This window comes from Microtetraspora sp. NBRC 16547 (genome assembly GCF_030268965.1).
In the GTDB taxonomy this organism is placed as follows: domain Bacteria; phylum Actinomycetota; class Actinomycetes; order Streptosporangiales; family Streptosporangiaceae; genus Microtetraspora.
The window spans coordinates 39,142-54,545 of sequence record NZ_BSSE01000016.1 but is presented as its reverse complement, the minus strand read 5'-3'; the positions used below and the strand labels follow the sequence as shown (position 1 = coordinate 54,545).

Below are 15,404 nucleotides of genomic sequence, written 5' to 3'. Positions count from 1 at the left end.
GGCCCCGGCCACGACGCACGATGGCTCAGCGAGGCCGCCCTGCTTGATCGGCCAGGTGCGCCGCCGCGGCTCACCCCCACGGGCGTGGGGAGGACACCGGTCCAACTCCTGGCCGCCGTATGGCGCTGGGCCTGCACCGTCATGACGGTGCAGGCCCAGCGTGGTGGTGTCACTTAGGTGCTACCAGGGTCAGCTCACTTGATGACTGCGAGTGCGTCGACGACACCAGCGCCGAAGAAGCTGTTGTCGTCGACGGTGCCGACGCAGGCCGCGGTGTTCTGCGGGCACGGCTTGGATTCGGCCCGCGCCTTGAGCTCGCTGACCATCTCGGCAGGCGACCAGGACGGGTGCGCCGACTTCATCTGCGCCATGACGCCGGCGACGTGCGGGCTCGCCATCGACGTACCGCTCTTGGTGCCGTAGCCGTCGGCCCCCGTCCGGGTGTTCCACGTCGTCGAGTAGATCGACGAGCCGGGAGCCGCGACGTCGATCTTGCCGAGGCCGTAGTTGGAGAAGGACGACCGGACGCTGTCCAGCGTGGTGCCCACGCGCTGCAGGGATGCGACCGTCACGACACCCTCGAACTCAGCCGGGATGTCGTTGCAGCGGTTGTTGATCGTGCGCACCGTCGGCCTCGGCGCGTCGTTGGGGCTGCCCCTGTCCACGGTCTTGTTGGCCATGTCGTAGTTGGAGTTGCCCGCCGCAGCGACGTGGACGACGCCCTGCTCGGTGGCCCACTTCACGGCGCGCCGGACGGCCTCCTTGCTGGCGGCCTGGTCGGGCTGGTCGTCACACCAGAACTCGAACGGGTCGACGTAGTAGGAGTTGTTCGTGACGTCCATGTGCTTCAGGCCCGCCCACACGAAGCCGCAGATGGCGTACTCCGGGTAGATGAAGCCGTCGTTGTTGACGACCTTGACGGACGCCATACGCACGTTCGGCGCGACACCGACGATGCCGATGTTGTTGCGGGCGGCGGCGATGGTGCCGGCGACGTGCGTACCGTGGTCGCTCGTCGTCGGGCCCCAAGCCAACGGCGTCTGGTCCGGACGGCCGACGTTAGTGCAGTTGACCGAGTTCGCGACGTCGATGTTGGCCTTGAGGTCCGGGTGTGTCGGCGAGATGCCGCTGTCGAGCACCCCGACGAGGACGTTGCGGTTGCCGTCGGAGATCGCCTGCGCCTGCGGGGCCTTGATCATTTGCATGTCCCACTGGACGCCCTCGTTGGGGTCGAGGCCCTCGCCAGGCTGCGGGTCGGACGGGATGTCGCCGTTGTCCGGCTTCTTGGCACCCTTCTTGTACCCGTTGGCGCCGGGGCCCCACGGCGGGGCCAGGTCGGTCGGCGTCCCCTCGGAGACCCCGGCCGTGCGGGTGGCGCCGACGGAGGCGACCGCGTTGCCCCCCTCGGCGGTGACGTTCGCGCGGAAGGCCGCGCGGTCGGAGTGGGCGACGACCACGCCAATCTGGGGCCAGGACTGGACGACGACGCCTCCGGCGGCCTCGACCGCGCGCTCAACGAGACGAGTTTGGCCGGGGTTGGCGATTCGGGCGTTGACGACGTAGCTCATGAGCATCCCGTCGGGGATGTCCACGTTGACCGGTGTCGACGTCGGCTCGTCGGTGGCGGCCGCGCTGGCCGAGCCGGTCGCGCCTCCAAGGAAGACGGCACCCACCATGGCGAACGCCGCGGCGGTGGCCGCGAGGCGTCGCTTGGGCAGGGAATGCTGCATGCGTTGCTCCTTGAACGGTGATGCCGCGGCATCCATCGCCGCGGTCTGGCTGGCCCCGATTCCGAAAGCCCGAAATCGCCCCGAAACCAACCTTTAGGGTTGGTTGGTGAAGGTAACAGCTCGGTCATGAATTGTTCAAGAGTTCACCAAGGCGGAAGCCTGACCGGATCAACCTGCTGGCCGGCGATCAAGCGCACAAGATGGTCATCTTCCGAATGGCGCTTCGGGCTTCGTGTGGGTCCGGTGGGGACGCGATCACACCTCACCGGCCCGTATCTACCGGTCGAGCAGGGCGGCGAGCCATCAAAGAGGGGCCTGCCCTTCCCTACGGATCAGAAGGTTGGGGGTTCGAGTCCTCCCGGCCGCGCCAGACAAAGAAGGCCCGTGACCAGGGAGAACCTGGGAACGAGCCTTCTTGCTTCCTAGATCATCCAGGCCGTTCGCGGACTAGAGTGATCGAAATTCGTCCATTTCTGTTCGCTCGGCGCTCTCTGTAGTTGCAGCTCACAAGCTGTTCAGGACCAGTTTCTTCTGCGTGGCCCCGCTTGACCTTGACACAGTGACAAGGTCTTCACTGCAGCCAAGGAGGTCCCGATGACCATGCCGAAAGAGGACACGAACACGATGCGAGCTCTCCAGGGGCTGGAGAACAGCAGCTCGTCGGTGCGGCTGCAGGCAGCGCTGGCGGTCGGCACGACCCAAGACCCGCGGTTCATCGACAAGCTCATCGAACGATGCGCGATCGAGCCCGACTTTTACGTGCGCGACATGCTTACGTGGGCACTCACCCGCCACTCATCATCAATGACGGTCCCAAAGCTCATCGATGAACTCCGCTCGGAGCGTGCGCAGGCACGAAGCCAGGCGTTGCACACGCTGTCCAAGATCGGGGATCGGCAAGCGTGGCCGGCGATCACACGGGCGCTTCTGACCGACGCCGACGACGAGGTGGCGCGGAGCGCCTGGCGAGCAGCGGTCGTACTCGTGCCCGAAGGTGAAGAACCCGAGTTGGCCGGAGTGTTGGCGACACAGCTCGGGCGCGGCGAGCGTGAGACGCAGTTGAGCCTCAGCCGGGCGCTGATCGCGCTCGGTGAGGCGATCATGCCGACCCTGCGCGCCGCGATGATGGATCTCGACCCTCGCGTGCGTCAGCACGCGATCGCCACGGAACGGCTGTTGCGCAACCCGGATGCCGGATTCGAGTTCGCGATCGAGGAGGCGAAGCGCATCGTGGCCCTCGGCACGACCAGCCAGGAGAGGTGATAGGCAGTGTTGATCGGTGATGTGGCACGACGGTCCGGGGTCAGCGCCCGCATGCTCAGGCATTACGACTCGCTCGGCCTGGTGCGGCCAACGGGTCGTACCGAGGCTGGCTATCGCGAGTACTCCAGCGAGGACATCCGGCGAATCTTCCATGTCGAGAGCCTGCGGTCATTGGGGCTGTCGCTGCGGGAAGTCGGGCGCGCGCTGGATGATCCCGGCTTCACGCCCTCGGAGCTCGTCGACGACCTCATCCGCCAGACGCGAGAACGTATTGCGGGTGAGACGGAGCTGCTCACGCGACTCCGTCGGGTCGGTGCCGCGGAACCCGCCGACTGGGAGGACGTCCTCCAGATCGTTGCGCTCCTCCAGGCCTTGGGGTCGGAGAGCGCTGGGAAGCGCCAACGCGCGGCCTTGTCCTCAGTCGAAGAGGTTCCGGTGCCAGTGGAAGCCCTGGTAGAGGCAGCGTTGAGCGAGACGGACCCGAACGTCGCCGGAGCCCTTCGATGGGCTCTGGCGCAATCGGGCGATGCCGGATTGGCACCGCTGGCGGAGGGCCTCGGCTCACCAGTAGCCGAGGTGCGGAAACGTGCCATCCAGTCCATCGCCGAGATTTCGAACGGTGAGGCGACCGCACTGCTGCAGGACGCCCTCACGAACGCCGACATCGTGGTCCGCAGGTGTGCAGCTCTGGCACTCGGGGCACGTGGAGTAGCCGACGCGGTCCCGACGCTCGTCGACATGATCGTCAAGGGGACGAACGACGTCGATGCAGCCGATGCACTGAGCGCCCTGGCAAGTGATCCCGCGTTGGCGGATCAGATCGCCACCAGGCTCGTCGACTGCCTCACCCACGGCACCGTTGAATCGTCTGCACGTCGACGGCTGACACAGGCGCTCGCCGATATCCCGGGGATCACGGCATCACGTGCCCTCGCAGATCTGTCACATGACGAAGACCGTGCCGTTGCGCTTACTGCGACATACATTCTCAAGCTACGCAACGCACGATAACGGATCTTTCCTGAGGTGCTGTGTGCGTGGGGACCAGTTGTTGCTGGTCACCGCCGACCGAGTCACGGCATCGCCGAAACTCCCGCCTGTACCGCGCCTCACTGTCACGCGGTACAGATGGTCATCCTTGTTGTGGGCAAAGCCGACACAGGAGCCGGCAGGGTCGTAGCCGGTGAGCCTTGCTTACCACTCGCCGAACTTTCATGTGTACTCATGCTTGCTGGGCGGGCTGGACGATGAGCGTGTAGTCAACGCCCGTGCGGAAGTCGCCGGAGGACCCGCGAATGGTCAGTTTGTGACGGCCGGGCTTCAGCGGTGGGAGGCGCACCCAGACGCCACAAGCGTAGGAGGTGGTAGTTCCCTCCTCAGCGGTCAGAGGATTACCCGCTACACCCGTCACGGCGACGTTGTCGCCTTCCATCCGTTCTGGCGTTATCACCTTGCCATCAAGAGTCGCCTTGCCCGTCGCCGTGGCCATGAACTCCCTGCATTGTTCCTCGGTACAAATCTGATTCACCAGCGGGAAGACCACCGGTCGTCCCACGGGCACCCTGCATGTCCGCCGATAGGTACCGCCGAAGGTCCCAGCGAGAAACCACACATCCTCTGGCTGGTTTCGTTCGCAGAACTCTCCGGTCGTGTCCATCACAGGGTTCGTGCTCTCGTCCTCGGAGGCCGCCCACGTCCACCAACGTCCCTGGATGTTCTCCGACGCCGAGACCTCCGGCTTCGAAAACACGATGCCGTCCGCGCTGCCGCCTTGGGCCACCCCACAGCCAGCGACGAGACCGAGGACCAGCAGAGGCGGAATAGCAGATCGGGACATATGGGAATCATAGACTCAACAAGCACAGAATGATCAGACTCCCCCCGCAACCCGCGCATACCGGCTGGCGGTGACCGGCGTTAGCCTGCATCTTGACGGGGAGCGAAGGCCGAACGAGCCCGTTTGCAGGGGAGGAAATGAATTAGCGCCCAGGACCACTGAGCGTGCAGTCTTAAGCCCGAATGCCGGATCTCGCCCTGCGCCATCGTTCGACGAGGCGGCCCCACACTGATGCGGCAGCGATGGAGGCGATAAGCAACACGCCGCTTCCAGCAATGTCGAGCACGTAGTGGTTTCCCGTGACGAGCACATTTGCTGCCATGCCGAGCGGGAACACCCACGACAACAGCGCCAATCGCGGGTGAGAGGCCCGGAGCGCGGACCACGCGGCATACGCGCACCACGCCGACCACCCCACGTGCAGACTGGGCATGGCCGAGTAGATATTCTGGCCGCTCCCGGCCCCCGGTGAGGGATGGCTCCCCAGGATGTCGTATTGAGCGATGATGTCGACGACACCCGGCAGGGCGAACCTCGGGGGCGACATGGGCAGCGCCCAGAAGACCGGCAGAACGAGGACGATTATCGCGAGAAGGGTCCGGCGGACCTTGACGTAGATATCGGCGTGCCAGACGAAAACCCATAGCAGCACACCGACAAGCACGACGTAGTAGAAGCGGTAGTAGTACACCGCCGGCTGGATCAGGGCCGGATGTTCGGTGAGCCACTCGTTCGCCATCTGCTCGATGTCCACGTGGAGGGCGCGTTCCACGGACTGCAGGGCAAGAGCGTTGGCGGTGGCAGACGCAATGTCCTTGCCGGCGAGGGCGTGAAAGTACGTGAAGAACAGAAACCCGAGCAGCAGAACAATCACTTCAACGAGCACGGCGGGGCGCCCCCGCACGCCTCTGACAAGCGCGCCCGATCGGGCACGATCGATCTGGCGCGAAAATCGGCCGATGGCATCCTCGCGCCGCCAGTTTCCGCGATCCGGCGGTGGGCTCATGCGGTCACCATAGCTGACCATAATTTAGTAGTGGGCGTTCAATTCGGCGGGCCCTGGAGCCCGGCTCAACGTAACAATTTGATGTCGAGCGCCCTTTGTGGATCAGCGTAATTACCAACAGGTGCAGCTCGTCAAGCAGCCCCTCCGCCAGCAGCGATCGCACCAGCGTCCCGCTGCCGGTGATGCCCAGGTTCTGATCGGCCTTAAGAGCGCGCAACTGGTCATACACGTCGTCGCCACCGACCACTGTGGTGTTCTCCCAGTCGGGCCTGACACCCGACCTCTAAAGGTCGCGCATCTCTTTGGGGAGGCGTGGTTTCTCCGCAAGCCACAGATCGAGTTTGACCAGGGAAAACCTGGGTGCGGACCTTATTGCTTCCTAGATCATCCAGACCTTTGCCAACACGGATGACTCCCATGTCTCGTGGCCGCCGCGGCGAAGCGCCAGTAGCCCGAGCCCCTGCCATTCCGGTTCCTTGGCCATCGCCCTGATTAGGACCATGGTGGGTCGGGTCTCGCATCGCTACTGTGAAGAGATCACCGCGCATGGAGGAGCCGATGCCCGCTGGCCCGCTGCAGCCGGGAGACCCGCGCGTGCTGGGAGAGTTCGAGGTCGTCGGGCGCCTGGGCGAGGGCGGGCAGGGGATCGTCTTCGAAGGGCAGAGCCGGTCCGGCGAGCGGGTGGCGATCAAAGTACTTCGTAGCGGCGCGGATCCCGCCTCGCGCCGCCGGTTGGCCAGGGAGTTGCAGTCGACACTGCGGGTGGCCCCCTTCTGCACGGCCCGGGTGTGGGCGGCGGAGACCGACCGGCCAGACCCGTACATCGTGAGCGAGTTCATCGCGGGTCCCTCACTGCAGGATCGGGTGCGCGACGAAGGTCCCCTGCGTGAGGGAGACCTCGATCGCCTCGCGGTCGCCACGGCTGCCGCACTCACCGCCATCCACAGTGCGAGGGTCATCCATCGGGATTTCAAACCGGCCAACGTGCTGCTCGGCCCGGGCGGCCCACGGGTGGTCGACTTCGGCATCGCCCAGTTGCTCGACGCGAGCACGATGCCCTCGGCGCTGTCCGGCACCCCGCCGTACATGGCTCCCGAGCAGCTCAAGGGTGTGCACGGATCGCCCGCGGCGGACGTGTTCTCCTGGGCCGCGACCATGGTCTACGCCGCCACGGGGCGGGCGCCGTTCGGCAGCGACACCGTCGCCGCGGTCTTCGGCCGGATCCTCAACGAGGAGCCCGACCTCACGGACGTTCCGTCGCCGCTGCGGGAGACGCTGGCCGTCTGCCTGGCCAAGGATCCCGAGGTACGCCCCTCCGCCCGGGCGCTCATGATCCGCCTGGTCGACCCCGAAGCCTCCACCGTCACGGTCCCCGACGTCGGGCCCGTGCCCACCGCCTACCTTCCCTCCGACTGGAGCGGCGCGGCGGATCAGGTTCCGGTCGCGACCGGTCCCGCGCCGACCAGACCGCTCCCCACCGATTCGTCCCAGACCCAGAGTCCACCCGGCCCCGCGTACGGCCCTGCCCCCACCCACCGGCTTGGCGGTTCCGATACGGCGTCCCGGCGGAGCCGTGCCGTACTGATCGCGGTCACCGGCGTCACCGCGGTGCTCGCGGCGGCGGCGGTGCTGTACGGCACAGGGACACTCGGCGGCTCCTCCGGCGACGGCGCGGCGCGGCCGGAGGCCGGCACCAGCACCGGCACGAGCACCGGCACCGGCACCGGCACGAGCACCGGAAGCGGCATCGACAGCGGCAGTGACTCCGAGGGGCACCCGGCTTCCGCGGCACCATCGACGCCGCCCTCGGCCCGCGGAGTCCCGGAGTCGTTCGCCGGAACGTGGACGGGCCAGGTCGTCTCGCAGGACGATCGGAAGAAGACCGCCGACGTCACGCTCACCCTGCTGCGTGACCAGCCGACAGGGACGTGGCGGGTCGGTGCGTGCGAGCAGCAGGTCATGCTGACCCAGGTCAGGACCGGGAACGTGCTCGACCTGACCCGCGTACAGCGGAATCAGTGTGTCGGTGGAGACATGACCCTCACCCTGAAAGACCCGGCGACGCTGGACTTCGTGGGCCAGGAGGGCGCCGGCGCGCTGGAGTATCACGGGAGCCTGAGCCGGTCCTGACGCGGGATCGGCACCGGCACGTGACCACGCTCGGCACCACGACCAGACGCCCGGTCAAGGCTCAACCCGCCCGCGCGATCTGGAACGAGTAGGCCCCGGTCTTCGCCGTGCCTGATCTGACCACGAGCGCGTACCGGCCGTCTCCATTGGAGAGCGGGATGTCGAACTCGTATCCGCAGAGTGGGACGGGCTGCCGTGGACTGGCGATGTTCTTCTCTGCGGCCTCTGTGAGCTCCAGTTCGATAACCGTGCACGCCCCGGTCCCACCGAGGATCTTGATGGCCGACGCACCGTCCGCGTCGAACTCGAAGCGGTCGATGCGTCCTGGGACGTCCAGCCGCCCCGCGCCGGGCGGGCTGCCTTCGCCGATCTTCAGGCCGATCGTCGCCGGGAACGTGCGGACCTTCACCGTCGCGATCCTGAAGCTGTACGGCCCGATGACGTTCGTGTTCCCGAAGACCTCCAGCCGGTGCTTGCCCGCCTTGGTCAACTTGACGACCGATGTGCCCCAACTGAGAGCGGTGCCGGACGGGCTGACCGGCTGGCCGTCGACCTCGGAGAACACCTGGAACTGGATGTCGTCGCCGGCCATATCGGTGACGTAGAACTCCCTCGCATCGCCCAGGTCCAGGGTGAACTTGTCCCTCTGCCCGGCGCGGGTGAGCTCGGCCGCGACGGTGCTGCCGTCAACGAGGGCTCCACCCGGCTGCACTGCCGTCTGGGCCTGGGTCGGGTCGCCCGTCTCGGTCTTGGTCTTGGCCGGCTCGCTGTCCTCCGTGGGTTGGGCGGTCTCGGCGGTCGGGGTGGTCTCGGCGGTCGCTGTGCTGATTACGCGTTCCGGAACGGGCTGATCGTTCCGGAGCGTGTCAACGCCGGCACCGCATCCGGTGATGGTCAGGAGCACGAGGGTTGCGCCGGCGGCAAGCCGGAGGGGCACGCCGAGGCGTCCGGCGGGGGAGGCTTTCATGCCAGCCATTGTGCGAAGCCCGCTTGCAGCAGGCTTGCCATTATGGATTCCCGGTCTTCGAAGCCTGCTGGAGCATCGCTGTTCCGGAGGCCGCAGACCGGAACAAAGCGGATCTTCCTCCCCGCGCCAACGCATCCGGGATCTCCAGCGGCATCGTCCTGGTTGATTGCGCACCAGCATGTGATCTTGCGACGGATTGCCGAACGCCGTGGGGAGGATCGGCCCGTGTTCGGTCCGCTCCTCCCCCGCCTGAAGGTCAGAATGCCCCTGTGGGGCCGGGGAGGACGATGTCGAAGAAGCTCTGCGCGGTGTGGGTGGCGATTTGTCGGGCCTTGCCGGTTTTAATGTTCACCGCATAGGCGGTCATGGTCACGTAGGGCGGGTCTCCCTGTTCCTTGAGTGGGCCGGGGTCGTCCTGCTCGGGCGCCGGCCTGCATCGGGTGGGGGTGGTCAGGGCTGTTACCTCGGTGGCGTTGAGCCACGTGCGCAATGAGATCTGGTGGACGTCTGCGGGCAGACCGCTCACGGTGACCGTCTGGAGCGCCTTACCCGTCCGCACGTCGAGACGTACGAGGTCGCCTTTACGGCAGGGATCGGAGGGCGTGCTGCGATTCTCGATCGCCATGACGGTCTTTCCGTCGGGGGCGAGTGGGCTGAAGAAGTAGCTCTGTGACAGGTCGACGGTGGTGGCGTTGCTTGCCGTGGAGGTCGTCCACAGCCTCGATATCGTCTGCAGCCGCGATTTGGGCGCGTACTCCGCGAGCGTGATCGTGTTGCCGTCGCCTGAGAGGCCGATGGGGCTCCAGCCGTTCGGCAGGGGTCGGACCATGCGCTCGCGCATGTCGATGAGCATGGCCGGATCTTTCAACGCCGGGTTCTTGGTGAAGGCCAGGAAGCGGCCGTCGCCGGACAGCAGCAGGTGGGAGATGCTGCCGAGCCACGCCTCCGGGATCTTGGTCGGCGCCGTCAGCTGCTCACCCGAGGCCAGGTCGCGGACCACGAAGGTGCTCTCCTTGGCACTGTAGTAAGCGATCTTGCGACCGTCCTGGCTGATCGCCAGTGGACTGTCCCGCAGTCCCACGCCGCGGTACGCGCTGAGGCTGGGAAGCGCCTGCGGCACGTGGTAGGTCCCGCCGGTCTGGGTGACCACCCTCCAGCCGCCCTCCCTGCAGTGCGGCGGGGCCTTGCCGTCGTCCGGCTGGCAGAACGTCTTGTAGGCGTAGCTCAGCGGGCCGACCCCCCGGGTTGGGAGGTCGGCGACCATACCTGGGCTGGTCGCAGCGTCCGGCTGGGTGGGCAGCAGCCGTACGACGGCTGTCGCGCCGAGCGCGGTGACGACCACCAGCGCGGCCGCGACCAGTGAGATGCCGGTTTGCCGCCTGCGCTCGTAGATGTTGATGGTCTGTTCGGCCAGGTCTACCTCAGGAGAGTCGTCGGCCAGGTCGTTCAGCACTCCCCGTAGCCAGGTCATCGGTGCGCCTCCTGGATGTCGTCCAATTCAACGAACTTCGGCGCCAGGTCGGGCGCTAGACCGCGTAAGCGGGCCAGCGCGTCGTGGGCCTGGCTCTTCACGGTGCCGATCGAGCAGTTGAGCAACTCGGCGGTCTCGCGCTCAGTGCGGTCCTCGTAGAAGCGCAGTACGATCACCGCCCGCTGCCGCGGAGGCAACCGCATGAGCGCCTGGCGCACGGCGAGCCGTACGACCGTGGAGTTCTCGCTTGAGTAGGACCGTTCCGGCGGCGCGGTGCTCGGGAGCTCGGTGCTTGCCCGGCGCCGCCGCCACGAGATGTGCTGGTTCAGCAAAGCCTTGCGCGCGTACGCCTCCGGGCTGTCGATGCGCGAGAGCTTGGGCCAGCGTCGGAGCACCTTGAGCAGAACACTCTGCAGCAGGTCCTCGGCGAGGTGGGCGTCTCCCGTGAGCAGGTATGACGTGCGCATCAGCGACTGCTGATGCGCCGTGACGAACTCACGGAAGCTGTCATTGCGGTCCAACGTGACTCCTCTCAACCGTTACCGACGCCGGAGAGGAGACCAAAGGTTGGGTCGACAGTGGGTGAATCCTGGGGATGCGTTCCAAGACGCCGATCTTGGGCTGTGCGTAGACGCCTATGGAGGATGATCAAGAGTTCGCCGCCTCATGGAAGCGGCGGTGTCAGCCCACAGATCGCTTCTCCTGCGCGCCGGACCTCAGACGACCTCTCAATCCGCGAAGGCTGGATACCTTGGCAGCGGGGCCACCCCCCACCGTCCGGCAACCTCCCGCAGCAGGAGCCGCATCGTCTCCGCGAACGCTGGAAACTCCTCAAGTGCGCTCGCGACCTCCCAGCGATGCCTCAGCAGTTGCCGCCTCGTCGGAACCGGTCGGCGGGTCCGGTGAAGCGGCCCGTCCTCCAGAGTGCGCGGCAGCAGCGCCACCGTCGCGTCCGCGGTCCAGACGGCGATCGCCCGCCGTATCCCGGTTTGCCACACCAGGTCCTCAGCCAGCACCGGGTATGCCGTCACGATTTCCGTGCGAAAGGCGCGCTCGATGTCGTCCGCCAAATCAGCCGGCATTCCGAAGACGCACCAGCAGGTGGAGAACGGCATACGGCAGTATGCGGCCGTCAGGAAGACCGACTGAAAGCAGGCGGCCTCGAAGTCGATCAGCCGCAGGCCCTCCGAAGTGAGCAGGGCATTGTCCGGGCAGGTGTCTCCCGGAGTGAACGCCGGATATTCCTTCCCGATCGCCGTTCCGATCCCATTCAGTTCCTCGGCCAGTCCCTCCGGCGCATCGATTCCGGCCTCGCCGAGCAGCGTGAGCAGGTCAGTGAAGTTCCGTTCGATCCACGGTTCGTCCTCCCAGGACGGCACGCCTTTGTCATAGCGGTCGCGCAGACGCACAAGATCGGCGCGCCTGTGCACCGAGCCGGCAGCCAATCGCCCAAGCCCGCGGGCCCAGGTCACCAAGCCCGTGGCGGCGGCTTCCGGATCGTCCCCGAGCAACACATCCGCCAACGTCGGGGCACCCCCGAGATCCTCCATCACCAGCAGCGGTACCGCGGGGTCCACGCCCAGTAGCTCAGGGCCGGCCAGTCGCAGCGAGAGTCCTGCCGCCTCAGACGCGAAGGAACGCAGGCCCTCCAGCTCACTGGAGAACGACTTAACGATCACGCAGCCGCCGCCGGCCACCCGGCAACGCAACACGGTGCTGCGCGTGCTGCCCCCCAGATCGACCGGATCGAACAGCTCGGTGTTCAACAAATCGCCTGCCGCACACAAGATCGCATCCACACCGGCATACTGCCACTGCGAGTTACGGAATAGCACCCGCTTATCCGTCTCACCTGCTGCGTTTCGGAACGAATAGAGAGCGCTTTCGTATGCCGCCCTTACCATCGCCTGATGACGGTCCGTACGGGCTTGGGAGCGATCGACAATCCGGACCCCCGTTCCTCGGCGGCATGCCTGACGATCAATCGTGCAGGAAGATTCAAGATCTCTTGTGAGAGGCCTCCGCCAGGCACGATCATGTGTTCGTGGTGAGAGAACGGCAGATTCTGGCGTGCTCGGGGGTTTTGTACCCGCCCGACGGCTTCCCTCCGGAGCGGATGGGTTCCCAGCTATGGCAGGCCGTGCAGCTTGCCGATATGCGGCGACCCCGGGTGTGTCTCATCGCCACGGCAGTCGGTGACTCCAGGGAGTACATCGCTCGCTGGTATGAGCGCGCCGCGTCGCTTGGGAATGCTGATCTGTCGCATCTGGAGTTGTTCGTCAGGCCGAATGTGGCCGATGTCCGGGCTCATCTGCGCGCCCAAGATGTGATCTTCGTGTCCGGTGGGAGCGTGGTCAACCTGCTGGCGGTGTGGCGCGCGCATCACGTCGATGAGATTTTGCGGGAGTGCTGGGAAGCCGGGGTGGTGCTGTCCGGACAGAGTGCGGGGAGCCTGTGCTGGCACCTGGGCGGAGTCACCGACTCCTTCGGCGACGATCTCGATGCCGTTGACAACGGACTGGGCTTCCTTCCGTTCAGCAACGGAGTCCACGACGACCTCGGCGACCAGCCAAGGCGTGAGCGTTACCGGGAACTCATCACCCTCGGTGAACTCCCACCGGGCCACGCGACCGAGGATGGCGTTGCTCTTCACTACGTAGGCACCCAACTCCACGACGTGCTCAGCGTCCTTCCTGACCGGAACGCATGGTTCGTTGAGCCAGACGGAGCGGGGCGGTACCGCGAGAAGGCTCTTCCCGCCCGGTATTGGCCCTCTTGAGTGGGACAGCTACAGGCAACGGCCTTCCCGCGACAAGCGCATGGTCGTCGCCTTCGACCCCAGGTGGCCCGACGACCGGGTCGGCAGTCATCCATACGCACTCGACCGAATGATGGAGGGGCTGCGCTTTGAAATCAGCGGTCCAGAAGTCCACGAAAATCACGTGGAACCGGACGAGAGCATTAGTTCGGCATTGGCGCTCATCGGACGGGTCACGGAAACAGATATGGCCGCCGACTGGTTCGAGGTGTTGCACTCTCGCGTCAGAGGTACCTCTTACTGATGGTTTTAAGATGAGGTCCGGAATCGTCGCAGGCAGATGATGTTACATGTCAGGTCGAGCATCAAGAGAGCCGATTTCAGCCTATATTGGTACAGCTCCGCTTAATCTACCAGGATGGAAGATGTATGATCTACGACGTGATCGGCATGCTGTATCAGACTCTGCCTTTAACTCTCGGCGGGTTGATATTTGCGGCGCTCCACCTGGGCCTACGCTGCACACGACCGGGCTCTCACTATCTGCTGTTACCGGCTGCGGCTTGGTTCCTGGCTGCCCTTGACGAGTGGTACATGAGCACCTACCAACCGCAAATGAATATCCGTATCGATATGCTGCCCTTCCTGGCGCTGATGGCCGTCACTACGCCAGTCGGCATTCTGCTGGCGGCTCTAGGTAAGCGTTCACCGCGCTGATCAACGGACGCTGCACTGCCGTGGCCAGTTGCAGTTTCCGTTGCAGTTCCATGCCGTCCAAGGGCGTTCAAGGGGAACCACACATGCCTCCTGACCTGCATTGAACTATCCAGAACAGCGCGAGATCGAGCTTTTAATCCGTAGGGTTAGAGTTCGAGAGCCTGCCACGATCAGGCTGTGGAGTTCCAGGATGCCTTGCTTCTGAAGGCCGCCCAGTTCTGTCCGGCTGACTTCCGAACCGAGGAAGCCGGCATCAGCGTGGCCGATGTGCTGGAATACCTGGAACACGACGAATGGGAGATGGCCCTTCTCCTGCTTGAGGATCTCGGTGACTCGCACCCCCAGCCGACCGAGTTCTGGACTCTGCTGGCCGATGCCGCCCGCCTGATGCGGCTTGAGTCGCACGTTGTCTGGTGCGAATGGCGGCGCAGTGAGGCCCGTACTGGCTGACAACAGCCCTGGACGACCATGGACGCCTCTGGAATCTCCGGAACCGGATACCGCCTCTGATCAGGCGATCTTCTCGACGACTTCGACCCGAGTAGCCAGGAGTCACCGACGTTCCGCCTCCTGTTGGCGAGCGGGCCCGCGCCTGCCCAGCCGCCATCCCGCCATCGTCCAGCACACTCCCCAGAGCAGGAAGAACGGCGACCACAGCAGCAGATCCCAGCGTGCCAGGTTGCGAGCGAGCGCGGCGTGCTCGACGGGTGGCGGGCGGACCCCGGTCAGCAGCAGCACGTCACCGGCGAAGCCGAACCCCAGAACGCCGATCGACCGGGCGATCATGAAGACCCCCAGCGTCCAGGCGATCGCGAGCAGCAGCCGTCGCGGGACGACCGCACTCCGGGGGCGGACGGTGGCCAGCGCGACGATTACGCCGACCATCGCGGCACCCGCCAGCACCCAGTGGCTCGCCACGAACAGCGGATCACGCGCGAGCAGCCGTTCGCGCAGCTCCGGGGGCAGCGGGTCCTTGTCGGCCAGCGCATTGGCCCCCAGCGCCTGCGCGAGCTTCATCGATCCGTAGGCCACCGCGCACGCCGCCGCCCCGTACGCGCCCCACGCCCGTTCATCCCGCGACACGTCTCGTCGCCACCGCGTAGGACCGGATCATCTCCAGGAACAGCCCGATCACGACGACCCCGAGGACCCCGTGGTACCACTGCCAGCCCACACCGATGCCGACGAACCCATCCACGATCATGATCCCCGCGCCGCCGCCGACGGCCAGCAGCATGCCGACCAGTACCAGCAGCATCAACATCCTCGGCACCCTGCGCCCCAGCGCCGTGACCGTGGCGACGGCGACGCACGCACCCAACACGCCAGACGCGGTCGCGAGCCACTGTGCCGTGGCCGCTTCCATGAAGTAGCCGGCGCTCTCGGCGGCCGATACGGGCGGGCCGCCAGGAAACCCGAGCCGGGCCTGCAGGGCAAAGGCGGCCTTCCCCGCGGCGTAACCGAGGAACAGCACGGCCACCGCGTACGCCGGCCAGCGTCGTGGGCGAAAAGAATCAACCATGGC

Annotated in this window: 17 protein-coding genes; 7 read left to right on the top strand and 10 right to left on the bottom strand. The window is 65.9% G+C overall.

All coding sequences use genetic code 11. From position 1 onward, the window contains the following. Positions 1-194: 194 nt before the first annotated feature. Entirely contained in the window at positions 195-1,730 is a 1,536-nt protein-coding gene (locus QSK17_RS21640) for a S8 family peptidase (RefSeq protein WP_285706833.1), read from the bottom strand. A gap of 594 nt (positions 1,731-2,324) precedes the next feature. Between QSK17_RS21640 and QSK17_RS21635 the strand changes: the two genes are divergently transcribed. Continuing rightward, positions 2,325-2,993: a HEAT repeat domain-containing protein gene (locus QSK17_RS21635; protein ID WP_285706832.1), complete on the top strand. Its 669-nt coding sequence runs from the start codon at positions 2,325-2,327 to the stop codon at positions 2,991-2,993. 6 nt (positions 2,994-2,999) lie between these two features. Beyond that, the gene (locus QSK17_RS21630; RefSeq protein ID WP_285706831.1) at positions 3,000-4,004 is read left to right on the top strand and encodes a HEAT repeat domain-containing protein; all 1,005 of its coding nucleotides are present in this window, start codon (positions 3,000-3,002) and stop codon (positions 4,002-4,004) included. A 211-nt stretch (positions 4,005-4,215) separates the two neighbouring features. Here QSK17_RS21630 and QSK17_RS21625 read toward each other — a convergent pair whose 3' ends face one another. The 3 genes from QSK17_RS21625 to QSK17_RS21615 all read right to left on the bottom strand — a co-directional run bounded on the left by QSK17_RS21625 (position 4,216) and on the right by QSK17_RS21615 (position 6,083). After that, positions 4,216-4,830: a signal protein gene (locus QSK17_RS21625; protein ID WP_285706830.1), complete on the bottom strand. Its 615-nt coding sequence runs from the start codon at positions 4,828-4,830 to the stop codon at positions 4,216-4,218. A 172-nt stretch (positions 4,831-5,002) separates the two neighbouring features. After that, complete coding sequence (locus QSK17_RS21620; RefSeq protein WP_285706829.1) at positions 5,003-5,836, bottom strand: phosphatase PAP2 family protein; 834 nt, start codon at positions 5,834-5,836, stop codon at positions 5,003-5,005. A 4-nt stretch (positions 5,837-5,840) separates the two neighbouring features. Beyond that, the gene (locus QSK17_RS21615) at positions 5,841-6,083 is read right to left on the bottom strand and encodes a dihydrofolate reductase family protein (RefSeq protein ID WP_285706828.1); all 243 of its coding nucleotides are present in this window, start codon (positions 6,081-6,083) and stop codon (positions 5,841-5,843) included. Between the two features lie 311 nt (positions 6,084-6,394). Here QSK17_RS21615 and QSK17_RS21610 point away from each other — a divergent pair, with 311 nt between their 5' ends. After that, positions 6,395-7,966 (top strand): serine/threonine protein kinase, encoded by a 1,572-nt coding sequence (locus QSK17_RS21610; RefSeq protein WP_285706827.1) that lies wholly within the window; start codon positions 6,395-6,397, stop codon positions 7,964-7,966. Positions 7,967-8,027: 61 nt separating this feature from the next. Here the strand turns inward: QSK17_RS21610 and QSK17_RS21605 are convergent, their stop codons facing one another. The 4 genes from QSK17_RS21605 to QSK17_RS21590 form a co-directional block, all read right to left on the bottom strand. Beyond that, positions 8,028-8,933 carry a hypothetical protein gene (locus tag QSK17_RS21605; RefSeq protein WP_285706826.1) on the bottom strand — a complete coding sequence of 302 codons (906 nt, stop codon included), beginning with the start codon at positions 8,931-8,933 and terminating at the stop codon, positions 8,028-8,030. 256 nt (positions 8,934-9,189) lie between these two features. Continuing rightward, entirely contained in the window at positions 9,190-10,404 is a 1,215-nt protein-coding gene (locus QSK17_RS21600; protein ID WP_285706825.1) for a hypothetical protein, read from the bottom strand. Further along, a complete protein-coding gene (locus QSK17_RS21595; protein WP_285706824.1) occupies positions 10,401-10,925 on the bottom strand; it encodes a SigE family RNA polymerase sigma factor in 525 nt (174 codons plus the stop codon). The genes QSK17_RS21600 and QSK17_RS21595 overlap by 4 nt, the downstream gene beginning before the upstream one ends. A gap of 207 nt (positions 10,926-11,132) precedes the next feature. Beyond that, entirely contained in the window at positions 11,133-12,203 is a 1,071-nt protein-coding gene (locus QSK17_RS21590) for a hypothetical protein (RefSeq protein ID WP_285706823.1), read from the bottom strand. A 245-nt stretch (positions 12,204-12,448) separates the two neighbouring features. On the opposite strand from QSK17_RS21590, the gene QSK17_RS21585 reads away from it, so the two are divergent. From QSK17_RS21585 to QSK17_RS21575, 4 genes are all read left to right on the top strand, one after another. Next, positions 12,449-13,183, top strand: coding sequence for a Type 1 glutamine amidotransferase-like domain-containing protein (locus QSK17_RS21585; RefSeq protein ID WP_285706821.1), 735 nt, complete (start codon positions 12,449-12,451; stop codon positions 13,181-13,183). Positions 13,184-13,223: 40 nt separating this feature from the next. Then, the gene (locus tag QSK17_RS36235; RefSeq protein WP_352231825.1) at positions 13,224-13,466 is read left to right on the top strand and encodes a DUF6461 domain-containing protein; all 243 of its coding nucleotides are present in this window, start codon (positions 13,224-13,226) and stop codon (positions 13,464-13,466) included. Between the two features lie 125 nt (positions 13,467-13,591). Beyond that, positions 13,592-13,879, top strand: a complete 288-nt coding sequence (locus QSK17_RS21580) for a hypothetical protein (protein WP_285706819.1) — start codon at positions 13,592-13,594, stop codon at positions 13,877-13,879. A 177-nt stretch (positions 13,880-14,056) separates the two neighbouring features. Next, positions 14,057-14,329 carry a hypothetical protein gene (locus QSK17_RS21575; protein WP_285706818.1) on the top strand — a complete coding sequence of 91 codons (273 nt, stop codon included), beginning with the start codon at positions 14,057-14,059 and terminating at the stop codon, positions 14,327-14,329. A 102-nt stretch (positions 14,330-14,431) separates the two neighbouring features. Here QSK17_RS21575 and QSK17_RS21570 read toward each other — a convergent pair whose 3' ends face one another. Together QSK17_RS21570 and QSK17_RS21565 are read right to left on the bottom strand one after the other, a co-directional pair. Continuing rightward, on the bottom strand, positions 14,432-14,962 hold the full coding sequence (locus QSK17_RS21570) for a DUF3995 domain-containing protein (RefSeq protein ID WP_285706817.1): 531 nt from the start codon (positions 14,960-14,962) through the stop codon (positions 14,432-14,434). Then, a complete protein-coding gene (locus QSK17_RS21565; protein ID WP_285706816.1) occupies positions 14,949-15,401 on the bottom strand; it encodes a hypothetical protein in 453 nt (150 codons plus the stop codon). Before QSK17_RS21565 ends, QSK17_RS21570 begins: the two co-directional genes overlap by 14 nt. Positions 15,402-15,404 lie beyond the last annotated feature (3 nt).